Origin of the sequence: Aeromonas sp. s2 (assembly GCF_040907935.1) — a bacterium.
GTDB classification, from domain to species: Bacteria; Pseudomonadota; Gammaproteobacteria; order Enterobacterales; family Aeromonadaceae; genus Aeromonas; species Aeromonas dhakensis.
This window is the reverse complement of the sequence record NZ_JBFOCR010000014.1, coordinates 103669-126629: the sequence shown is the minus strand read 5'-3', so window position 1 is coordinate 126629 and position 22961 is coordinate 103669. Positions and strand designations below refer to the sequence as shown.

Sequence of the window (22961 nt, the reverse complement as noted above, 5' to 3'; positions counted from 1 at the left end):
ACTGAACAAGCTGAAAACGGCGCCCGCGGGCGCCGTTTTTTTTATCTCGCCCCCCTGCTGCCCCTTTCTGCCCGGTGTTAGAATCCACGCGGATTTAATCCATGTGGGACATCTCCCGAATATCGCGTAATAACCCGGAAGTTTTATGCTCTCAATACCGTTCAAAAGAGCCTCGGCCACCCTGTTGCCGCTGCTCTGCTTACTCGTCAGCCTCTGCGCCCCGCAAGCCATGGCGCAGGACGTGCCCCAACGTACCAGCGTACAACGGGCACTCGACGCCCTCGGCAAGTCGGACACCCTCACCGTCAGCCAGCAGGCCGACCAGAAATTCCTGACCGACACCCTCTCCCTGCTCGACAGCATCGAGAAAGAGAAGAGCAAGGCCAGAAGCCAGAACGAGCGCGTTCGCTCCCTGCCGGCCGAGCTGCGCGACATCAGCGCCAGACTGGATGCCCTGACCCAGGGCAAGAGCGCCGAGCAGATCAAGAGCGAATACGCCAGCATGAGCCTGAGCGAGCTGGAGAGTCGCCAGCCCGACGTCATGGCCAACATGCAGGATGCCCAGGAGGCCCTCGGCACCATCGGCAGTCAGCTCACCAACCTGCAGACCCTGCCGGAGCGGGCCCAGGCCAGCATGAGCCGCGCCTATCAGCGCAGCCAGGAGATCCGTACCCGCCTCAACGCCGGTGACGGGGTGAGCAGCGCCGAGAAGATGAAGCTCAATGCCGAGCTGGCCCTGCTGGATCTGCAGCTGGCCAACCTGCAGAAGGAGCTGGACAACCGCACCAGCATGCAGGATCTGGCGGTCAAACAGCGCGACTACCAGACCGCTCGCCTCGCGAGCGAAGAGCAGAAGCTGCAACTGCTGCAGGAGCAGAGCAGTGCCAAGCGCCTGGGCGACACCGAGAAGACCGCCGAACAGACCGGTGAGCTGGTGGCCGCCGCCGACAGCCCGCTGGTGCAAAAGGAGCAGGAGCTCAACCACCAGCTCAGCCAGCAGCTGGTCAGCGCCACCGCCAGCCTCAACTCGCTGGTGCAGAAGAACCTGCAGGCCAAGAGCTGGCTGGAGCGCGGCACTCAGACCGAACGCAACCTCAACGAACAGGTGCAGATGCTCAAGGGCAACCTGCTGCTGTCGCGCATCCTCTATCAGCTCTACCAGCAGCTGGAGTCCTCCCCCTCCACCTTGGTGAAGAACCTGGAGGAGCAGATCGCCGACCTGCACCTGGCCCAGTTCGAACTGAGCCAGCAGCGTGACCAGCTGTTCCAGAAGACCCAGTATCTGGACAACCTGATCGCCAATAGCAGCGAGCCGGTGAGCGAGGAGGACAGAGCCAGCCTCTCCAAGCTGCTCGACACCCGCATCAGCCTGCTCGACCAGCTCAACCGCCAGCTGGATGCCCAGCTGACCAACGCCATCAGCCTGCAGCTGACCCAGCAGCAGCTGGCGCGGATCTACTCCTCCATCGAGTTCACCCTGCAGCAGCACATCTTCTGGGTGAGCAGCAACAAGCCCATCGACGGCAAGTGGTTCATCAGCTGGCCGGCCCAGGCCTACAAGCAGGCCTCCGACTGGGTGCTGAAACCGGACTGGAGCGGCTGGGGTGAAACCTTGCTGCCCATCACCCTGCTGGCCCTGCCGCTGCTGCTGATAGGTGGCCTGCTGATCTGGAAGCGCCCGACGCTGATCGAGCGGCAGAAGAAGATCACCAAGGATCTGGGGCGCTTTCGCCAGGACAGCCAGTGGCACACCCCGGCAGCCCTCTGCTATACCGTGCTGCAACGCCTGCCGGGCAGCCTGTTCATCCTGGCTGCCGGCCTGCTGCTGACTGACTGCGGTCTGCTCAGTTCCAAGCTGATTTTCCAGATCACCCTCAACCTGGCGCTCGGTTATCTGGTGTTCAGCGTCTATCTGGCGGTGATGCGGCCGGGCGGCATCGCCGAGAGCCACTTCCGCATTCCGAAAGCCGATCTGCAGGCCAAGCGCACCAGCATGCGCTACCTCTGGGTGCCCTTGCTGCCGCTCATCATGCTGTCGACCAAGGCGGTGGTGGAACCCTCCTCCCTTGGCAACGACGTGGTGGGTCAGGCGCTGACCCTGGCCCTGCTGGGGCTGGCCGCCTACCTGGTGTTCCCCATCTCCCGCGCCCGCATCAAGGGCGAGGCGAGCATGCAGCAGTCCATCACCGCCATCGCCCTGGCGCTGGCACCGGTGGCGCTGATCGTGCTGGTCGGACTGGGCTACTACTACACCGCCCTCAAGCTGACCGGCCGGCTGATCGAGTCCTTCTACCTGCTCATCCTCTGGAGCCTGGTCTACCGTACCGCCCTGCGCGGCCTTGAGCTCGCGGCCCGTCGCCTGGCCTATCGCCGTGCGGTGGCCAAACGCGAACACAAGGCCCAGGAGGATGCGGAAGGGGGAGACACCATCGAAGAGCAACCCATGGATCTGGAGGATGTCAGCCAGCAGTCGCTGCGTCTGACCCGTACCGTGTTGCTGCTGATCTTCGGCGTCGCCTTCTACTGGCTCTGGTCCGATCTGGTGGCGGTCTTCTCCTACCTCGACAGCATGGTGCTGTGGCACCGCACTGAAGGGACAGGGGCCAATGCCGTGATGTTCCCGATCAGCCTGAGCGACGTGCTGATAGGCTTCCTGCTGCTGGGCGGCGCCTGGTCGCTGGCCCGCAACCTGCCGGGTCTGCTGGAGGTGCTGGTGCTCTCCAAGCTGAACCTGGCCCAGGGTACGGCCTACGCCATCACCACCATGCTCAACTACGTGCTGATCGGGGTCGGCTCACTGACCGCCCTCTCCATGATGGGGGTGCAGTGGGACAAGCTGCAGTGGGTCGCCGGTGGTCTGTCGGTCGGTATCGGTTTTGGCATGAAGGAGATCCTCTCCAACTTCGTCTCCGGCATCATCATACTGTTCGAGCGTCCGGTGCGGATCGGTGACACCGTCACCATCGGCTCCTTCTCCGGCACCGTCTCGCGGATCCGCATTCGCGCCACCACCCTGACCGACTTCGACCGCAAGGAGGTGATCATCCCCAACCAGCAGCTGATGACCGAGCGGCTCATCAACTGGTCGTTGAGCGATACGGTCACCCGGGTCATCGTACGGGTAGGTGTGGCCTACGGTTCTGACCTGGAGCTGACCCGCACCCTGCTCAAGCAGGCGGCGGACGAGAACAGCCGCGTGCTCAAGGATCCGGCGCCCATCGTCTACTTCCTCACCTTCGGTGCCAGCACTCTGGATCACGAGCTGCGCTTCTTCGTGAGCGAACTCGGCGATCGCAACCCGGCGGTGGACGAGCTGAACCGCAAGATAGACCAGCTGTTCCGCGAAAACGGCATCGAGATCGCGTTCAACCAGATGGATGTCTACATCAAGAACATGAAGGACGAAGAGCAGAAGGTGGAGTCCGACTCTGCCCAGCCTCCCGCCCTGCCGGGCCCCCAGCCCGGTTAAGGCAGCCCCTTATCTCGTTCGAAGGCCCCGCAAGGGGCCTTTTTTGTGTCGGTGGCCCACCGCCTGCGCTGGTTTTGTGACGGGCCGGCCAGAATGGGGCACAGTTTGTCGCTAGCCTGAAACGCTTGCCTCCCCGGATGAGGGGCCTGCCAATCCCGGTCGGCCGCGATACACTGAGGAGCCGATCCCCCACATTTGCCAAGGTGCGCCATGAGTTCCCAACCCTCTCTGCTCTCTTTTCTCGGCTCTCCCCTGCTCGGGGTGGCCGCCACCTATGTCGACCCCGCCAGCAAGGAGACCGGCGTCTACATCTGCGGGGTCGAGATCCAGCCAGACGACGAGCTGCTGCTGACTTTCCCCAAGGGGCACCAGCTGACGGTGGGGGAGAAGATCACCCTGCATCTGGACAACCGCACCGGGGTCGACGAGTACGACGCCTCCTTGAGCGTCTATCGCGTCTCCTACAAGGGGGTGATCGCCCGCACCGCTCCGGACAGGGTGCAGGTCACTCCGCTGCAGTTCGAGCTCTGGTACGGCAACCGGGTGGTCTACGGCTTCGCCCAGCCGGGCTATCAACATCCGGCCGATGAACGTCCCGCTAGCGAGCTGCCCGTCACCCCGCTCACCGACCTGCCGGTGCCTGACTTGCGTGAGGTTGAGAACAAGATCGGGGTGCTGGTGACCCGGGCCCAGTCCCAGCCCCACACCACTGTGCTGGCGTTTCTCTCCTCCGATGAGGACGACATCTTCTTCATCACCTTCCCCGAGACCTTCAAGTCGCAGCTGCTCAAGCGCGACGGCCGCTGCCACTTCGCCATCGACTCGCGGGCGGTGTTCACCTACACCCGCGCCATCGAGTGGAACTACACCATCATCGCCGCCGATGCCTACCAGATCCCGCAGGATCACCCGCTGTTCGAACCCATTCGCGCCGCCTTCGTGCAGAAGAACCCGTGGGAAGTGGGCTTTTTCAGCCACCCGCAGGTGGAGCTCTACCACCTCAAGGCCCGCCAGGTGGTCTGCCCGGGCCGGGCAAAAGAGTAGGCCCAGCCGGGCGCGAAAGAGGATAAGATGGCCTGCGGTTGCCCATGACAAGGAGTGAGAAACAGATGCAGCAGGTCGTTTATGTGGCGAGCCCCGCCAGCCAGCAGATCCACGTATTTGCCCTGGCCGATACTGGGGAGCTCACGCCATTGCAGGTGGTCGACACCCCGGGCCAGGTCCAACCGCTGGTGATCAGCCCGAACGGGCGCTGGCTCCATGCCGCCGTGCGCCCCGATTTCGCCCTGATCAGCTATCGCATCGAGACCGATGGCCGGCTGGAAACGCAGGGAGCGGCGCCGCTGGCGGGCAGCGCCTCCCACACCGCCATCTCGGCCGACGGCCGCTTCCTGCTGGCGGCCTCCTATGCCTTCAATCAGGTTACCGTCTCCGCCATCGGCGCCGACGGCCGGGCAGCGCCCCCCCACCAGCAGCTCGACGGCTTGCAGGCCGCCCATTCGGTCACCCTGCTGCGTGCAAATAAACAGGGTGAGCAGGAGGTGCTGGTCGCCTGCCTCAAGGAGGATTGCATCCGCCGCTTTCTGCTCTGCAAGGAGGGGCGGCTGCGCCCCTATCCGCTGGGGGATCTGGCGACCGCCAGCGGCGCCGGGCCGCGCCATCTGACGCTGCACCCGAGCAATGGAGACCTCTATTGCCTCAACGAGCTCGACTGCACCATCAACCGCTACCGACCCACCGCCGATGGCGGGATCCGGCTCTGTCAGAGCCTCTCCATGCTGCCAGCCGGTTATCAGGGAGAGCGCTGGGGGGCGGATCTGCACGTGACACCCGACGGGCGTTTTCTCTACAGCAGCGAGCGGGCCAGCAGCCTGCTTACCCAGTTCGCCATCGCACCGGATGGCGAGCTCGGCGTGGTCGGCCACTTCCCGACCGAGACCATGCCCCGCGGTTTTGCCATCGATCAGAGCGGCCACTGGCTGCTGGCGGCCGGGCAGGCTTCCCACCAGCTGGCGGTGCATCGCATCGACCCGGTCAGCGGCGCCTTGACCCTGCTGGCACGCTATCACGTGGGGGACGGGGCCATGTGGGTGATCGTACTGGCACGCCATCAGCCATGATCAACAGACAGCAAAAAGCCATGGCAATGCCATGGCTTGCAAACCAGCGCACAGGGTTACTTTGCGGAGATCTCTGCCAGAAAACCGACCAGGCGTTGCCAGGCAAGGGCATCGGCTTCGGCGTGGTACCTGTCTGATCCAAACACACTGAATGCGTGAGGGGCGCCACTGTAACTGGTCGCTTCATGGCTGATGCCGGCCCTCTCCAGCTCGCCGATCAGGGCTGCAAACTGCCCTAGGCTGACCGCCTCGTCAGCACTGCCATGCTGTATCAGCACACGTCCCCTGACCTGTTGGTAGTTCTGACCTGGCGGCGCCTCCAGCCCACCATGCACGCTCACTGTACCGTGCAGATCCGCCCCGCTGCGGGCCAGCTCCAGCACGGCGGCACCTCCGAAACAGTAACCGAGCGCCACGACCTTTTCCGGTTTCCCTCCCAACCTCGTGGCCTCGGCCAGCGCCCCGGCGAGCAGGGCCCGCATGCTCGCCCTGTCCTGGTATAGCGCCCCTGTCAGCCGCTTTTTATCCTCCACCTCAGTGGGTCTCACACCAACACCGAACAGATCGGCGGCAAACACCCGGTAACCCAAGGCCGCCAGCATGTCGGCACGCTTCATTTCATACCCGGTCAACCCATCCCAGTCATGGACCAGCAGCACCAGGGTTGACTGCTGACTGGCCCCCGCCAGATGATAACCTTCGAACATCCGCCCTTCGACCTGATACCTGACGGACCCGGCCTGCAACCCTCCTGCCCACAGAGCCCAGAACAGGACAAGCATCCTGGTTACTCCCATCATCCACTCCTCTGCCTGGACGGCCAGCTCGCTGGCGCCCGGCGATCACACCCTGAACTGTTTGAGCAGACTGTCCAATTGAGCCGACAGCTGGCGCAAATCACTGCTGGCATCGGCTACCTGCCCCACCCGCGCCGCACTGTCGTTGTTGAGCCCGGCGATGCGATTGACGCTGTTGCTGACCTCTTCCGCCACCGAGTGCTGCTCTTCCGAGGCCTGGGCGATATACATGTTCATTTCACGGATAAGGCCGACCTGGGTCTTTATCTTCTCTACCGAGAGCTGCACGTCGGCGGCTTGTGCCCCCGCCTGGGAGGCCTTGTCCTGACTTTGCTGCATACCAGAAACCAGATTGTGGGTCGCCTGCTGCAAGCGCGCGATACTGGCACTGATCTCCTCGGTCGACTGGCGTGTACGGCCGGACAGCGTTCTCACCTCATCGGCCACCACGGCAAATCCGCGCCCCTGATCCCCGGCTCTGGCCGCCTCAATGGCGGCATTGAGGGCCAGCAGGTTGGTCTGTTCGGCAATGCCGTTGATCACTTCGATGATGTTGCCGATGCTGCTGCTCTCGCTCGACAAGGAGCGGATCAGGTTGGCGACCCGCTCCACCTCGCCGACCAGCTGATGAATGGCTTCATTGGCCTGGCCGGCCAGCTTGTAACCCTGCTCCACATAGAGGCTGGCTTCGTCGGTCGCACCGGATGTCTTGACCGCATTGCCCGCCACTTCCTGTACCGCATGACTCATCTGGGTGATGGCGGTCGCAACCTGATCCAGCTCTGACTGCTGTTCGGCGCTGCCGTGCCGGGTATCGGTCGCCAGCGAATCGCACAGCTCCGCCGTCTGCAAGACGCCTGCCGACAGGGTATTAATCTCCGACACTGTCCCCTGCAGCTTGGCAATGAATTGATTGATGTTGCCAGCCAGCGCCCCCATCTCGTCATGCCGGCGGATCTTGAGGCGCTGGGTCAGATCCCCATCTCCCTGGGCCAGATCGAAGACTGCGGAGTTCATCTGCCGCAAGGGGCGCAGCACATTGCGGTGGATCAAGACCATCAGCAACAGGATGATGCCGACGTCCAGCACCACTATCTGCCAGACGGTGGTGATGAGCAGATGGCGCAACTGGATCAAAATGGCCCGATCACTGCTGACCACCAGCAGATTGGCCACCGTCTTGAGCTGGCCGTTGTCGTCGTAGACCAGCTCATGGCTGGCGTGGCTGCCCAGATCGGCGGGCAGCTTTGCCACCGCCTGAATTTCGCCGGCATCATCACGGACAAACCCCGCTACCAGCTTGTCCTTGTTGACCACCAGCAGGCTGCTAAGCGCATCCGTGGCCAGCTCGGATTTGAGGGATGCCTCGACAAAAGCCGATTCGTAATTCCACAACGGACCAGGCAAGGAGAGCTGCAACCGGCTGATGGCCTGCTCGACCATCTCGGCCTGTCGGCGGTAGCTCTCCTCCCTGGCGGCGTTGTAGTTATATCCACCAAACAACACCAGCAGCAGACTCACCGACAGGGAGGTCAGCACGGCAATCCTGAACGTCAGACTATTCCAACCCATGGTTCCCTCCCGATATCGGCAACGACGTCTTGTTACAACTTAATGGTACTTGGCATTGATCTTGTCGATGGTGCCATCCGCCTTCATGGCGGCCAGGATCTCGTTGAGCTTGTTGATGAGCTCATCCGGGGCTTCCTTGTTGAAAGCCAGGCTCATCTGGGTTTCCTTGAACACAAACACTGGCTTGGGACTGGACGTCTTCTCCTGGGCGGCCAGATAGGGGGCCAGGTACTCCCCGGTCGCCCAGAGATCGATGCGACCAGCCTCCAGTTTCTTCACGTTGGCGGTATCGTTGGCCGCCAGCTGCAGCTTGCCAAACCCTTGCGCCTTGAGATATTCGGCAGCGGCATCACCGTTGTAGCCCCCAACCGAATACTGCTTCGCATCTTCCAAGGAGTTGACCGTGATGGTGGAAGACGGATTGGCAAAGAAAACCCAGTTGTTGTTGACCAGCGGCCCGACCCACTTGAAGAGGGTTTCCCGCTCCGGCGTGCGCGTGGTGGAGTACAGGGCGGTATTGGGCGTGCTGAGGGTATCTTCGTAGGCACGCTTCCAGGGCATCATGCTCAGCTTGTATTCGACCCCGGCCCGCTTGAACAGCTCCTCCACCACCTCCGTGGAGAGGCCGACTATCTTGCCACCCTCCCCCTGCATGTTGAACGGCGGATAATCCTCGGTCATCACGTTCAAGGGTGCCGCCTGTACGGCTCCCAGCGCCAGCACCGAAGAGGCCGAGAACAGGGCGCTTTTCCACAACAGTTGATATTTCATTGCAACCTCACTTTGCTCACAGCTCGTCCCTCAATGTCCGCACCAGTCGATGTGCGGACCCTTACGACCCTTATCGGATCGTGCCGGCTTGCACGGTTTGCCGCGCCTTCGTCATGTCGGCGGCAAGCAGATGGGGTGGTTTAACAGGGTGCAACGGCAAGAACAGCATCATAAGAAGAGAGGAAGATGCATCCCATGATGGGGGGCGTAAACGCCTCTTTTTTCATACTGATCCGCACAGCACAGTGTCAAACCTGACCTTTAGCAAAGGTCAGGAACAGGGATCCGTCAAATGGTGCCCTGGCCAGACAGGCTTCAATCAACCCCTCTTTTGAGGCTGGCGGATACTCTCGGACGACAACGCCTGCTGGTGAGCAAGCTATTGACTTTATACGTATTAACGCCTCCACCGACCCAGCGATGTGCCAGATGGCGGAAAAGAGAGAGGCCACCCTGAGGTGGCCTCTGCAAGACAGGGATACGCCGTCCGTTCACTCAATCCTTGGCGCTCTCCATGGCACCCTCTTCGGAGTGCTGGGGCAGGATGAGGTTGAGCAGGATGGCGGCCACCGAGGCCAGACCCACGCCCGCCAGGGCGAAGTCACCGATCTTCATCTCCAGCGCGCCGACACCCACGGTCAGGGTCACGGCCACGATGGCGATGTTGCGCGACAGTCCCAGATCCACCTTGGACTCCACCAAGGTCTTGAGACCAATGGCGGCGATGGATCCGAACAGCAGCAGCATGATGCCGCCCATCACCGGCATCGGGATGGAGGTGAGCAGGGCGTTGAACTTGCCGAAGAAGGCCAGAATGATGGCGAACACCGCGGCCCAGATCATGGTGACCGGGTTGAAGTTGCGAGTGATCATCACGGCGCCGGTCACTTCGGCATAGGTGGTGACGGGAGGGCCACCGATGAAGCCGGCGAAGCAGACACCGATGCCGTCACCGGCCAGGGTACGGTGCAGCCCCGGATTCTTGGTGTAATCCTTGCCAGTCACGCCACCGATGGCCAGCACGCCACCGATGTGTTCGATACAGGGGGCAATGGCTACCGGCAGCATGAACAGCGCCGCAGCCCAGTTGATCTCCGGGGTCACAAAGTGGGGCAGCGCCAGCCAGGGGGCGTTGACCATGCCGTCGAAACTCACCTGACCCATCAGCACGGCAGAGACATAGCCCGCAATCACACCACACAGGATGGGGATGAGCTTGATCCAGCCCTTGCAGAATACCGCCGCAATCAGGGTGACCGCCAGCGAGATGCCGGCCAGGGTCAGCGCCGTCGAGGCAGGCATCACCTGCTCACCGCCGGCACGGCCCATGGCCATGTTGCAGGCCACCTGGGCCACCGACAGACCGATCACCATGATCACCGGGCCGATCACCACAGGCGGCAGCAGTTTGTGCACGAAGCCCATGCCGCGGGCGCGAATGAGCGCGGCCAGGATGAAGTACATGAAACCGGCGGCAAACAGACCGAACATGGTGGAGGGCAGGCCCCAGGTCTGAGTGGCGTAAATGATGGGGGCGATGAAGGCAAAGCTGGAACCGAGGAAAATCGGGACCTGGCGGCGGGTGCAGAGCTGGAACAGCAGGGTGCCTACACCGGCGCCAAGCAGGGCCATGGAGGGGTTCAGTCCGGTGAGCAGGGGCACCAGCACCATGGCACCGAAGGCGACAAACAGGATTTGCAGCCCGGCGACGCTTTGCTTGACTAAGGAAAACATGGATGTCCTTAATTTTTTGATAACTGACAGGGATATTTGACACTTTTCAGTTATCACAAGACTTTTTCAAGGCACTGAATGAGCCATTCGGCGTCATTTGTTGCCTCTTACTGCTTGGGGAGGGCATGAAACTGGCTTTTTAGGCGGGATTCGTTGCTACAAGCATCGAGGAAGCGATTTTACGCACTTTTATGGCCGACGCCAATCGTTTTTCCATGCTGTTTTGTTTGTCAATGGCTCCCCTGCCCCTCCATCAGCCCGCCCTATACTTGATGACGTGAACCCAGCCGGACAAGGAGTCCCCCATGTCACAGCCTACTTTCAAACCCAGCCAGCGCCGACTGCTGGTGGGTTCAGCCATCGCCCTGGCCCTGTTTGCTACCCCGCTGAGCTATGACTTCAGCCACCATCAGTGGCAGGTGAATCAGGCCTATGCCAAGTCCTGCTTCGTGGCCGGTACCCGCATCCTGATGGCCGACGGGGAGGAACGCCCCATCGAGACCCTGCGGATCGGTGAGCGGGTGCGGGATCAATATGGCTGCAACAACCGCATCCTCGCGGTCGAACGGGTACTGCTGGGAGCGCGCCGGCTCTACGGGATCAACCGGCTGGCTCCCTTCTTCACCGCCGAACACCCCTTCCTGACCACCCGCGGCTGGGCGGCCATTGCACCGGCCATGACCCGCACCGAAAACCCGACCCTCGCCGTGCTGCCGCTCTTTACCGGCATGCACCTGCTGGGCTGGTCGGAGCACGGCTGCGCTGGCAACCTGGCGCTGGCTCCGCAGCCCGCCCTGCTGCTGCTGGAGTCCCTCTGCTGGATTGATGCCCCACCCACCACGGCACTGTTCAACCTGATCCTGGATGGCAGCCACAGCTATGTCGCCAATGGGCTGATCGTTCACAACAAGGATGGCGACGGCAATAGCGGTGGGGGTGACAGTGGTGGTGGAAGCAGCAGTGGTGGCGGCGGTAGTAGCAGTGGAGGTGGAAGCAGCAGCGGTGGAGGTGGCAGTGACAGCGACGGCGGCAGCAGCGGTGGAGGTGGCAGTGATAGCGACGGCGGCAGCCATGGCAGTGACGACAACGGTGGTGGGGAGCACGCCGGCGGCGAGCAACATGCCGGAGGGGATCGCCATGCCGGTGGCGAACAGCATGGCGGCGGGGAGCGCCACGCCGGCGGCGATCGTCACGGTGGTGGACGAGGCCTGGGCAATGGCCTCGATGACAACGGAGTGGATGCCGTCGATGCCAACGGCAACGAGATCCGAGGTGACGGCACGGTCGACGACAACGGCATGGATGCCGTCGATGCCAACGGCAACGAGATCCGGGGCGACGGCACGGTCGACGACAACGGCATGGATGCCGTCGATGCTGACGGCAACAAGCTGCGGGGGGACGGTACGGTCGACGATCGCGGCCAGACCCTGACCGATGCACAGGAGCAGGCCCTGATCCAGCAGGGGTTCAACAGCAAGGAGCAACCATGAGCCGTTATCTGTTGATCTGCCTGGCGCTTTGGCTGTCCGCCTGTGCCAGCCAAAGCGCCGCCCCGCTCTACCATCAGATGGACAAGCAGGACGTGGCGCTCGCCAACCAGGCCCTGGCCGAAGCGCTGCAAACCCGCCCCAAGGGTCAGAGCCTCACCTGGTTCAACCCCGCCAGCCGCCACTCGGGCAGCGTCACGCCGCTGCGCACCTTTCGCCATCCCAACGGCCTCTGGTGTCGCGACTATCGCGAGCAGCTCTATATAGGCCAGGCCAACCAGCAGTGGCAGGACACCGCCTGCCGCAGCAAGGCGGGGCACTGGCTGCCGCTGCGCGGCTGACAAGATAGCTGACAGCTCAGGTGACAAAACAAGAGGGGTGGCCATGGCCACCCCTCTTCATTGCAACTATTGCCAGCTTGCGTCCGTCATACCCGGCGATAAGGCAGATAGACCGGCTCCCACATGTGGTTGAGGATGTGCTGCTGCAGATCCTGGCCGATCAGCGGGTGGGAAGGATCCCGCCGCACTATGTCCTTGAGCACCGCCGTCGCCACATGCACCGAGATGCTGCGCAGCTCGCGAATGCGCGGATAGACGGCCCCCTTCGCCAGGTCCACCTCGCTCACGCACTCCGCCAGCGCAAAGGCCGCTGTGGTGAAGATGTCCGGCGTGATCTCGCGGATCTGGCTGACGATGGCCGCCAGCCCCACCCCCGGGAAGATGAAGACGTTGTTGCCCTGGCCGACCCGGAACTCCTGCCCCTCGTAGTGCACATCCTTGAACGGGCTGCCGGTGGCGACGATGGCCTTGCCCTGGCTCCAGCGATAGATGTCCTCCGGCAGCGCCTCGCAGTTGGCGGTCGGGTTGGAGAGCGGGAATACCATGGGGCGCGCACAGTGGTTGAGCATCAGCTGGATATGCTGCTCCTTGAAGGCGCCACCCGCACCGCTGGTGCCCAGCAGTACCGTGATGGGCACGTGGCGCAGCACGTCGGTCAGGTTGGCCTTGCCGGGCACTTCGGTATCCCAGCCCGACAGCAACAGGCCCGGCTTGGCATAGCGGCGCTTGTATTCGTCCAGCCCCTCACGGTTGTCGCACACCAGCCCCTGGGTATCCAGGATGTAGATGCGATCGCGGGCCGCCTGGGGATCCAGCCCTTCGCGGATCATGCCCGCACAGATCTGATCCGCCACCCCGACCCCGCCGGCACCGGCGCCATAGACCAGGTAGTTCTGCTGGCCCAGGGTCTCGCCCTTGACCTTGACCGCCCCTATGATGCCCGCCAGCACCACGGCCCCGGTCCCCTGGATGTCGTCGTTGAACGATGGCAGGGACTGCTGATAACGGGAGAGGTTGTTGAAGGCGTTGGACTTGCTGAAGTCCTCCCACTGCAGCACCGCATTGGGGAAGTGGCGCTTGACCCCGGCCACGAACTTGTCGATGAAGTCGTCGTACTCCTTGCCGCGAATGCGCTTGTGGGGCTGGCCCAGATACATGGGGTCATCCAGCAGCGCCTGGTTGTCGGTGCCCACGTCCAGCGCGATGGGCAGGCAGCAGGCGGGATGGATGCCGGCACCCAGGGTATAAAGGGAGAGCTTGCCGATGGGGATGCCCATGCCGCCCACCCCCTGATCACCGATCCCCAGGATCCCCTGGCTGTCGGTCACGACTATGATGCGCACCGACTTGGCATCGAGATGACGGGCCAGGGAGCCCATGTCCTCGACGTTCTTCGGGGTGATGTAGAGGCCGCGTGGCTTCTGGAAGCGGTGGCTGAACTCCTGACACGCCTTGCCCACGGTCGGGGTATAGATGTAGGGGGTCATCTCCTCCACGTGGCGTGCCAGCAGGGCGTAGAACAGAGTCTCGTTGCGATCCTGCAGGGCCCGCAGGTTCTGGTACTTCTCGATGTCGCTGCAGGCGCTCAAAAAGCCCTGATAAACCCGCTCAAGCTGGGCTTCAAACGTTTGAACCTGAGGAGGCAACAGGCCGTCGAGCTCGAAGTCGGCGCGCTCCTGTTCGGTGAAGGCGGTACCCTTGTTGAGATTGCGATCGTTGAGCAGATCGGTGCCAGTCAGTGCAACGGGGCGAAAATCTTGTCCCTGTGCATCTTTCCACAGCAGATATTGTCCGGTAGCCATAGTCATTCTCTTTGATTTACGTGAAATTGCCGTTCGGCAGGAGAGCAAGACTCATAATGAAATCAATCATATGACGTTTGGTCGTTTCATTTTGTGAGCTTGGGCATACCCTGCGGCCAAAAACCATGGCAGGACGGACCTCGGCCTCATTCAGACCATGCATATCGGTTAAGTTGCGCGCACAACAAAGGGGCGCCGCAGCGCCCCCTCTCTTTCATCTTGATATCTCGGTCAATCTCAGCCGGACTTGCCCGTTTTAGGCTCGTCGAGCTGGTGCTTCACCTCTTCATACCAGAGGTCGTGGTGCTCCCTGGCCCAGGTCTCGTCCACCTCGCCGCTGATCATCCCCTCCAGCGCCCCCTCTAGCTGGAACAGGCCCATGTAGATATGGAAGATGAAGCCGCAGATAAGGATCAGCGCTCCGACTATATGGATGAAGCTGGCCCACTCCATCTGGCGGCGCAGCTGGCCGAAGATGGGGAAGTCCAGAAACAGCCCGGTCGCCACGACGATGCCGCCAAACCAGATCAGCAGCCAGAAGATCGCCTTCTCGCCGCCGTTGGAGAAGCCCGCCGAGGGGTGACTCCCCTTGTGGGGTCCCAGCATGCCGCCCGCCTTCATAAACCACTGCACATCCACCATGTTGACGATGTTGTGACGGAACCACTTGATGAGCACTCCCATCAGGCAGAGGAAGAAGAGCGGCCCCACGTAGTTGTGGAACACCTTGGCGAACCAGATCCAGTTCTCCCACACCCCCATGCTCACCACCGGCTTGATGAAGTGCTTGCCGTAGATGATGGCCAGCCCCGAGCCGGACAGGGTCAGAAACATGGCCGCCGTGGTCCAGTGCAGCGCCCGATCGAGCCGGCTCCAGCGCTTGAGCTTGCGCCCGGTGCGCGGTTTCGAGAGCTTGGTCGGCCCCACCACCCAGTACATCAGGCCGCACATGGCCAAGGATCCAAAGATGGCGATGGCACCGAGCGGCGACACCCACTTGGTCTTCACCTCGAACCAGAGCTGGCCCGGCACCGAGATGAGCACCCCGTGCTCCGGCGAGCGGGAGGTGGTCACCCCCTCCTGCCCATCCTTCACCGCGCGCCAGTAGTCGGCGCCGGCAAAGCCGATCGTCTCCTTCTGGGCATCGGCAAAGCCAGGTGCACTGAACAGCAGCAAGGCTGTCAGCAGCCCTGTCAGCCAGTGTCTCATTGGCCACCCTCCTGCTTGCCAGGCTTGAGCCCCTTGCCTCTGCCATCGCGGGGTTGGCTGGCGTCGTGGAACAGATCCTGCTCATCCCCGCCCCAGCCCGCGTGAGGCGCACCGCGATAGGCGACCCGCTCGCGGAAGATGTCGGAGATGACCTGCGCATCCCCTGCCAGCAGTGCCTTGGTGGAGCAGAGCTCGGCACACATGGGCAGCTTGCCCTCGGCGATGCGGTTGGCTCCGTACTTCTGGCGCTCCGCCTCGCTGTGATCCTCTTCCGGGCCGCCGGCACAGAAGGTGCACTTGTCCATCTTGCCCCGATCGCCGAAGGCGGCGGTCTTCGGGAACTGGGGCGCCCCGAACGGGCAGGCAAACAGGCAGTAACCACAACCGATGCAGAGATCCTTGTTGTGAAGCACTATGCCGTCGTCGGTGTGATAGAAGCAGTCGGCGGGGCAGACCGCCATGCAGGGGGCATCGGTGCAGTGCATGCAGGCGACCGAGATGGAGGTCTCCCCCGGCAGGCCGTCGTTGAGGGTCACCACCCGGCGGCGCTGGATGCCCCACTCGAGAGCATCGTCGTTCTCGTTCTTGCACGCCGTCACACAGCCGTTGCACTCGATGCAGCGCTTGGTGTCACACATGAATTTCATTCTGGCCATGAGATCAGGCTCCTACTTGGCGAAAACGGCACAGGGTGACCTTGGTCTCCTGCATCTGGGTAACCGGGTCATAACCATAGGTGGTGACTATGTTGACCGATTCCCCCAGCACATAGGGGTCTGACCCTTCCGGATATTTGGATCGCAGATCCTGGCCCTCGAAGTGGCCGCCGAAGTGGAACGGCATAAAGGCGAGCCCAGGTTTGACCCGCGGGGTCACCAGCGCCTTCACTTTCACTCTCCCTCCTTCCGGCCCCTCGACCCACACATCCTGACCGTCGCGCACGCCGACGTCGTTGGCATCCGCCGGGTTCATCTCGACGAACATCTCCTGCTGCAGCTCGGCGAGCCAGGGGTTGGAGCGGGTCTCATCGCCGCCCCCCTCGTACTCCACCAGACGGCCGGAGGTGAGGATGATCGGGAACTCCTTGCTGACATCCTTCTCCTGCACCGAGGCGTACTGGGTCGGCAGGCGCCACAGGCTCTTGGCATCGGGCCAGGTGGCGTAGTCGGCCAGCAGATCCCGGCGCGGGGTGTAGAGCGGCTCGCGGTGCTTGGGCACCTGATCCGGGAAGGTCCACACCACGCAGCGCGCCTTGGCGTTGCCATAGGGCACGAAGCCGTGCTTGATGGCCACCCGCTGGATACCGCCGGAGAGGTCGGTCTTCCAGTTGCGCCCCTCGGCTTCTTTCTTCTCGGCCTCGGTCAGCTCATCCCACCAGCCAAGCTGTTTCATCAGGTCGGCGGTGATCTCGGGATAGCCGTCTTCCACCTCGCTCCCCTTGGGCCAGGAGTCTTCGGCGAGCAGGGACACGCCCTGATACTCGATGCCGAAACGGGCACGGAAACCACCGCCCCCTTCCGAGACCGGAATGCTGGTGTCGTAGAGGATGTGGCTGCCGGGATGTTTCATCTCAGGGGTACCCCAGCAGGGCCAGGGCAGACCGTACACTTCGCCGCTGACCGGGCCGCCCTCGGCCTTGAGGTTGGTCTTGTGGAAGGTGTGCCAGTTCTGCTGGTGCGCCTTGAGCCGCTCCGGGCTCTGGCCGGTGTAGCCCACGCTCCACATACCGCGGTTGTATTCACGGGTGATGTCTTCCAGCAGCGGCTCGTTGTTCTCCACCTTGATGTGCTTGAACATCTCATCGGCAAAGCCGAGCTTCTTGCTCAAGAGATACATGATCTCGTGATCGACCTTGGATTCGAACAACGGCTCGACCACCTTGTCGCGCCACTGCATGGAGCGGTTGGTGGCGGTGACGGAGCCATAGGTCTCGAACTGGGTGGTGGCCGGCAGCAGGTAGACGCCGTCGGTACGATCGTTCATCACCGAGGCAACGGTGGGATACGGGTCGACAATCACCATCATGTCGAGCTTTTGCATCGCCTTCTTCATCTCCGGGCCGCGGGTCTGGGAGTTGACCGCATGGCCCCAGTAGAACATGGCGCGGATGTTGGCACCCTGCTCGATGAGATCGGCGTTCTCCAGCACCCCATCCACCCAGCGGGAGACCGGGATGCCGTTGTTGTTCATCGGCAGCTTGCCGTTGTAGGCCTTGTTGTCAAAGCGGGTCTTGATCCACTCGTAATCCACGTCCCACACCCGGGCCCAGTGCTTCCAGGAGCCCTCTTCCAGCCCGTAGTAACCGGGCAAGGAGTCGGAGGTGACGCCAAAGTCGGTAGCACCCTGCACGTTGTCGTGACCACGGAAGATGTTGGTGCCCGCCCCGCTCTTGCCCACGTTGCCGAGGGCCAGTTCGAGGATGCAGTAGGCGCGGGTGTTGTTGTTGCCGGTGGTGTGCTGGGTGCCGCCCATGCACCAGACCACGCAGCCGGGGCGATTGTCAGAAAGCAGCTTGGCGGCGCCATACACCTCTTTTTCATTGAGGCCGGTCACCCGCTCTACTTCGGCCGGAGTCCAGCGCGCCACCTCTTTTTGCACCTCGTCCATGCCGTAGACGCGGGTGCGGATGAACTCCTTGTCTTCCCAGCCGTTCTTGAAGATGTGCCAGAGCATGCCCCAGATAAAGGCGACGTCGGTGCCCGGACGCAGGGAGAGGTACATGTCCGCCTTGGCAGCGGTGCGGGTGCGACGCGGGTCGACCACCAGGATCTTGCAGCCGTTGCGCTCTTTCGCCAGCAGGATGTGCTGCATGGCGACCGGGTGGGCCTCCGCCGGGTTGGAGCCGATGAACATGATCGACTTGCTGTTGTGCATGTCGTTCAGGCTGTTGGTCATGGCGCCGTAGCCCCAGGTGTTGGCGACGCCGGCGACCGTGGTGGAGTGGCAGATACGCGCCTGGTGATCCACGTTGTTGGTGCCCCAAAGCGACGCCATCTTGCGAAACAGGTAGGCCTGCTCGTTGGAGTGCTTGGCGGAGCCGAGCCAGTAGACGCTGTCGGGGCCGGACTCCTTGCGAAGGCGCAGCACCTCGTTGCCCACCTCTTCGATGGCCTGATCCCAGCTGATGCGCTGCCACTTGCCTCCCACCAGCTTCATCGGGTACTTGAGGCGACGCTCACCGTGGCCATGCTCACGCAGGGCCGCCCCCTTGGCGCAGTGACCGCCGAGGTTGAAGGGGTGATCGAAGGCCGGCTCCTGACCGGTCCAGACGCCGTTCTGCACCTCGGCGTAAACGCCGCAGCCCACCGAGCAGTGGGAGCAGATGGTGCGCTTCACCTCGACCGGCACCCCGGCCGCCACGGTCTTGGCCTCGGCCCGCTGCATCATGGCCGGCGCCAGCCAGCCGGCTGCCACGGCGCCACCGGCCACCAGACCGGAATTGACCATAAAGGCGCGACGGGTCAGCCCCTGACCGCGAGCGGCCCCATTATTTTGCAAGCCGCCTTGCAAGCTGCCCTGCTCGCCCGCCTGGGGCTGCTCGGCACGTTTCGTCAGTTTCATGAGTTCTCCTTCACTGAGCCGGCTCAGTCGGTGCCGCGCAGGGTGCGATAAAAGTCGTGAACGTGGGGGGTCTCCCGATAGCCCTTGTCAGGCTCGGTGTCGTGGGTCAGCACCTCCTTGCCCACTACCCGGCCGGTGGCACCGGCCAGCACACCTATGGTGGCGACCACGCCCACCCCCTTGATCAGATTGCGGCGGGACGGGTCTTTCAGCTGTTCATCGCTCATCTTTCTGTGACCTCTGTTGTTATGGTCGGCTGCGGTGAGCCGGTTTTGCTATGAGTGGGTGGCGCAGCGTCATGGCTGCGTTACCACCGGGCTGCCAAAGGGCAGGCGCAGTTCCTGTTCCAGTTTGAAAAAGTCTTCGGCAAGCGCCCCGACCGCCCGGTAGAAGCTGCCCCCTTTCGCCTGTTGCTGATCGCGGCAGCAGGCGAGTACCCAAGGGGCAAGGTGGCGCTCATAGAAGCGGTTGCGATCCGGGTGCTGCTCGCCAATCAGTACCGCCATTACCTCGCAGAGGGCGGCCAGGTGATCTTCCGGCTCGCACACCCCGCTCTGGCGCTCGAAGCCGAGCGACTGCAGATCGGCGCGCAGCACCGCCAGCGGCAGCTCCATCAAGGAGCCGGTGAGATACCAGGAGGCAAACGGCACTATCTCCCCGCGCCCCAGCCCGATAAAGAGATCCTGATACTCCTCGGCAAGCTCGTGCTCGTGGTGGCTGCTGGCCGCCAGTTGCACCAGCCCCAGCCCTCTGGCAAAGGGGCCGGGCATGGCCTGCAACCCTTGCAGCCAGGCGAGCTGTTCGCCACGGGGGGCGGCGCGCCAGAGGCTCGCCAGCAGGGCGTAGAGATCGGCGCTGCTCTGTTCCAGTTCGGTCATGGTCAGTTCGCCAGTCTTTTCGTTATGTTGTTCGCTCATCACTGCCCCCTCACACCTTGAGCTGGGAGACGGGATCCGCCGCCAGCGCCGCAAACACATCCTTGACCCGACAGTCCTCACACATCAGCAGCCGCTGGGCGGCTTCGTTCTGGAAGTGGGAGTGACCGGCCAGTTTTTGCTGGATGCGGCGGATAAGGGAGGCTGGCGCAAACGGCTTGGCGCAGCGAATGCAGCAGGCCGCCTCTTCGGCTTTGAGGCTCTGCACGGCGCGGCGCGCCTCGGGCACCGGTTGCAGGCGGGGCGTGAGCACGATGGCCTGCTCGGGGCACGCCTTTTCGCACATGCCGCACTGGATGCAGTCCTGCTCGATAAAGTTGAGGCCGGGCGTGTGCCCCACCGCATGCAAAGCGCGGCTCGGGCAGACCGCCACGCAGCCCATGCAGAGGGTGCAGTCAGCGTCTTTCAATTCAACGCTGCCGTAAGGGGCGCCGTGGGGCACCGCCAGCGGCTCGCGGCGCCCCTCGTTGGCCTGCCAGAGGGCATCGAAGGAGGCGAACAGGTTCTCCCGTTTGTCTCCTTTCAGCGGCTTGTCCAGCAGGGCTGAGGCTGGCTCACAGGAGACCGGCTTATCTAGTTCGACATCCGGGTTAAACAGGGCGATGCGATCTGCTGTGAGGCCGGCGCCCGCCAAGAGCGCGGCAGCGCTCGCCAGCTCCCGCTCGACCAGCGCGCGAACGCTCTCGGGGGTATCGTCACCCAGTGCGATGCGCACCGCGCTGGCGCCATAAGTGAGGGCGGCGAACCAGCTCTCGATGCCTAAGCTCGCGCTCTCCTCCACCCAGACCGGCAGCCAGTTGGCGGGCAGGCGGGTGAGTTCGGCTTCCACCCATTCGCGCTCGCTTTCACCGGCGATCAACAGTTGCGGCGCGTCGCCCCCCGCCTCCCGGTAGTGCTTGAGCAATCGGAAGAGGTAGTCGCCGCTGGTGTTGGCATCGGGCTGGTGATAGGCAATCGCCCCGGTCGGACAGGCCGAGGCGCAACTGCCGAAGCCCTGACAGAGATGGGGATCGATCTGGATACGACCATTGACGGGCTTGAGGGCATCGGTCGGGCAGACATCGAGGCAGCGGCTGCAACCGGGCACGCCGCGAGCGGTAAAGGCGCAGGCCTCGGGGTCGAGGCGAAAATAGCGTGGCTTGTCGAAGATACCGGTGAGGGCACAGAGCTCGGCGAGCCGTTCGGCCAAGCCCGCGTCATCGGAAAGATGCAGATAACCGACCGGCGGGCGCTCCAGTGCAAACAGCGGGACGCGGCCCAGATCGGCCACCAGATCGAAACGCGGTTCGCGTAGCTGTTCACTGACAGTAGCCGCTTGTTGTGGAAAACAGAGCGCCGCCAGGTTAACCCGCTCACCCTGCCCATTGAGGCCGGTGAGCTGAAACTGACCAAGATACCCTGTCAGGCCCGGCTCGCGCAGGGTCAGGGCGTCCAGGGTGGCGGTAGCCTCGAAGATGGTCTCGAGATCCGCCGCCTCGGCGTCATGCACCGACTCGGTCACCAGCAGGGTCGGCATCACTCCTTGGGGCAGCAGGCTGGCGGCGCGGCGAATGCGGTCTTCCGCGCCGACCAGCAGCAGGCGCCCCTGACTCTGGTAAGAGACGGTGGCCGGGATCAGGTTGTCGGTCTTGACCGTATGCTGCAGGGCATGGGCGCGGGCACGTTCGTTGCGCGCGGCCACGCCATCGGCGGTCAGAGTTGCGACGGATGTTGTTATGGGTTGTTCGATGCTCACATGCACTCCTGTGCGCGCCACCTCGTGGGATGGCGTGCTTGTTGGTCAGTTGGGAGAGCAAGAGCCGAGCCAACTCCCCCAGGAAAAAAGTGACTGACAGGGAGTCAGGATCCCAAATGCTCCATTCCCCCACCCTTGGTTGGGACATTTTGTCCATCGTGGTCAACCAAAATGTCCCGATCGTCGGTGGGGTTTTGAGAATGGTTATCAGCCAACCCTTGCGGCTCGCTGGGTATGGCCGTGGCGGCCACAATCGCCGGTTCGGGTGCGGCAGCGGTTAAGTGAGGCGCTTCGTCATCCGGCGCCGTCGCCTGCTCCACCAGCCAGTTGCGCAGCCCGGCGCTCAGGGCTGCGGGCAGCAATTCGGGCTGGCTGAAATCCTGGGTGTAGTCGTCGAGCCCATCCGGCTTGTGAGTGCGAAACATGGCCCGCAGCGCCTCCTTGTCGGGGAGAGCCGGCTTCTCTGAAGGGGCCGTTTTGGGCTCTGATCCGCGCGGCTTGTCCCCTTCGATGGGGAGCGGAACATCACTCCCCTTGTCAGTGCTGACTACGGGGCTACCCAGCGCAGCATCAGGCACTTCACCTTCACCACTGCCTTCGATGGGGGCTGCAGCCACCTCTGGGGTGGCCTCTTCCCTCGGCTGCAATGCCTGATGCTTGCGCGCCTCACTCTTGCGAGACGACCAGCGCTTGAGGAACTCACTCATGGGCGCTGTTTCCGCTGTGGCGACCATGCTCGCGGCCATCGGGGCCGGTGGCTTTGACGGCACCGCAGCTGGCTTGATCCTGGCTGTCGACACCAAGCTGATCCTGCGCCCGCCCCTTGCCCTTCTTGCCCTTGCGGCGGGCCTCCAGCAGCTCGCCGTGGCGGCCGATAAAGGCCTCCACCCAGGCTTGCAGCGCCTCGGGCAGCGGGCAGGAGAGCACCTGCCGCTCGCCATCCATATAGGCGGCGGCCACGGTCTGGCTCAGGGTCAGGCCATCGGCCACAAAGCCGCTGTCTACGCGGCTTCCGGTGACAAAGAGGCGGGGCGAGCCGGAGCTCAGGTTGAAGCGATAATCCCCCCGCTCATCGCGAAACAAGGTAAGGGGCAAGGCGCCGGCAGCCTCGGGCTCGGCGGGATGGAGCGCCGCTATCTCGAAACGGTGGCTCTGCCAGCGGCCAACCTGGCTGTCGATGGCCTTTAACTCCAGCTGCAGCCAGCGCTGCGGGGAGAGGGGTTTGGTTGTGTCTTGCACTGTCGCGGCTCCCATCAGAAGGTCTCTGCCGGGCCGCCCTCCCCCGTGATCCACCCCGTTCGGGGCGGATCACGGCAGGAGATTCAGGGCGGCCACGGCCATCAATGGGATAAGACTTAGCAAGAGTGGGGCCAAGGCAGGTTTGCTGGTTGATGGGGCGTTGTGCGAGATGTAGGTTGGCGCTGA

General features: G+C 63.1%; 18 protein-coding genes. 5 read left to right on the top strand and 13 right to left on the bottom strand.

Going from position 1 to position 22961, the window contains the following annotated elements; translation table 11 throughout:
* Positions 1–145 precede the first annotated feature (145 nt).
* From mscK to AB5Y81_RS11410, 3 genes are all read left to right on the top strand, one after another.
* Positions 146–3469, top strand: a complete 3324-nt coding sequence (gene mscK / locus AB5Y81_RS11420) for a mechanosensitive channel MscK (protein ID WP_201882494.1) — start codon at positions 146–148, stop codon at positions 3467–3469.
* A gap of 210 nt (positions 3470–3679) precedes the next feature.
* A complete protein-coding gene (locus AB5Y81_RS11415) occupies positions 3680–4513 on the top strand; it encodes a hypothetical protein (RefSeq protein ID WP_201988837.1) in 834 nt (277 codons plus the stop codon).
* 65 nt (positions 4514–4578) lie between these two features.
* Positions 4579–5589, top strand: coding sequence for a beta-propeller fold lactonase family protein (locus AB5Y81_RS11410; protein WP_279485468.1), 1011 nt, complete (start codon positions 4579–4581; stop codon positions 5587–5589).
* 56 nt (positions 5590–5645) lie between these two features.
* Here AB5Y81_RS11410 and AB5Y81_RS11405 read toward each other — a convergent pair whose 3' ends face one another.
* The 4 genes from AB5Y81_RS11405 to AB5Y81_RS11390 form a co-directional block, all read right to left on the bottom strand.
* Positions 5646–6386, bottom strand: a complete 741-nt coding sequence (locus AB5Y81_RS11405) for a dienelactone hydrolase family protein (RefSeq protein WP_341536325.1) — start codon at positions 6384–6386, stop codon at positions 5646–5648.
* Between the two features lie 45 nt (positions 6387–6431).
* Positions 6432–7958: a methyl-accepting chemotaxis protein gene (locus AB5Y81_RS11400; protein WP_054544375.1), complete on the bottom strand. Its 1527-nt coding sequence runs from the start codon at positions 7956–7958 to the stop codon at positions 6432–6434.
* A 39-nt stretch (positions 7959–7997) separates the two neighbouring features.
* Positions 7998–8729 (bottom strand): ABC transporter substrate-binding protein, encoded by a 732-nt coding sequence (locus tag AB5Y81_RS11395; protein WP_005303172.1) that lies wholly within the window; start codon positions 8727–8729, stop codon positions 7998–8000.
* A 495-nt stretch (positions 8730–9224) separates the two neighbouring features.
* Positions 9225–10463 (bottom strand): uracil-xanthine permease family protein, encoded by a 1239-nt coding sequence (locus AB5Y81_RS11390; RefSeq protein WP_279485466.1) that lies wholly within the window; start codon positions 10461–10463, stop codon positions 9225–9227.
* Between the two features lie 305 nt (positions 10464–10768).
* On the opposite strand from AB5Y81_RS11390, the gene AB5Y81_RS11385 reads away from it, so the two are divergent.
* Positions 10769–11956 (top strand): hypothetical protein, encoded by a 1188-nt coding sequence (locus AB5Y81_RS11385; RefSeq protein ID WP_368146664.1) that lies wholly within the window; start codon positions 10769–10771, stop codon positions 11954–11956.
* Entirely contained in the window at positions 11953–12294 is a 342-nt protein-coding gene (locus AB5Y81_RS11380) for an RT0821/Lpp0805 family surface protein (protein ID WP_279485464.1), read from the top strand. The genes AB5Y81_RS11385 and AB5Y81_RS11380 overlap by 4 nt, the downstream gene beginning before the upstream one ends.
* 86 nt (positions 12295–12380) lie before the next feature.
* Here AB5Y81_RS11380 and AB5Y81_RS11375 read toward each other — a convergent pair whose 3' ends face one another.
* The 9 genes from AB5Y81_RS11375 to AB5Y81_RS11335 all read right to left on the bottom strand — a co-directional run bounded on the left by AB5Y81_RS11375 (position 12381) and on the right by AB5Y81_RS11335 (position 22790).
* On the bottom strand, positions 12381–14096 hold the full coding sequence (locus AB5Y81_RS11375) for an NAD-dependent malic enzyme (RefSeq protein WP_010633297.1): 1716 nt from the start codon (positions 14094–14096) through the stop codon (positions 12381–12383).
* A gap of 237 nt (positions 14097–14333) precedes the next feature.
* Positions 14334–15305, bottom strand: coding sequence for a formate dehydrogenase subunit gamma (locus AB5Y81_RS11370; protein WP_279485463.1), 972 nt, complete (start codon positions 15303–15305; stop codon positions 14334–14336).
* Complete coding sequence (fdh3B, locus tag AB5Y81_RS11365) at positions 15302–15961, bottom strand: formate dehydrogenase FDH3 subunit beta (protein ID WP_005303185.1); 660 nt, start codon at positions 15959–15961, stop codon at positions 15302–15304. The genes AB5Y81_RS11370 and fdh3B overlap by 4 nt, the downstream gene beginning before the upstream one ends.
* 4 nt (positions 15962–15965) lie before the next feature.
* A complete protein-coding gene (locus AB5Y81_RS11360) occupies positions 15966–18866 on the bottom strand; it encodes a formate dehydrogenase subunit alpha (protein WP_368146662.1) in 2901 nt (966 codons plus the stop codon).
* A 23-nt stretch (positions 18867–18889) separates the two neighbouring features.
* Entirely contained in the window at positions 18890–19093 is a 204-nt protein-coding gene (locus AB5Y81_RS11355; protein ID WP_005303194.1) for a transcriptional initiation protein Tat, read from the bottom strand.
* A 69-nt stretch (positions 19094–19162) separates the two neighbouring features.
* Entirely contained in the window at positions 19163–19783 is a 621-nt protein-coding gene (locus AB5Y81_RS11350) for a molecular chaperone (RefSeq protein ID WP_279485462.1), read from the bottom strand.
* Positions 19784–19793: 10 nt separating this feature from the next.
* Positions 19794–21536, bottom strand: a complete 1743-nt coding sequence (locus AB5Y81_RS11345) for a 4Fe-4S dicluster domain-containing protein (protein WP_279485461.1) — start codon at positions 21534–21536, stop codon at positions 19794–19796.
* 104 nt (positions 21537–21640) lie between these two features.
* Complete coding sequence (locus AB5Y81_RS11340) at positions 21641–22243, bottom strand: DUF3306 domain-containing protein (protein WP_279485460.1); 603 nt, start codon at positions 22241–22243, stop codon at positions 21641–21643.
* Positions 22236–22790, bottom strand: coding sequence for a DUF3305 domain-containing protein (locus AB5Y81_RS11335; protein WP_279485459.1), 555 nt, complete (start codon positions 22788–22790; stop codon positions 22236–22238). Before AB5Y81_RS11335 ends, AB5Y81_RS11340 begins: the two co-directional genes overlap by 8 nt.
* Positions 22791–22961: the final 171 nt, after the last annotated feature.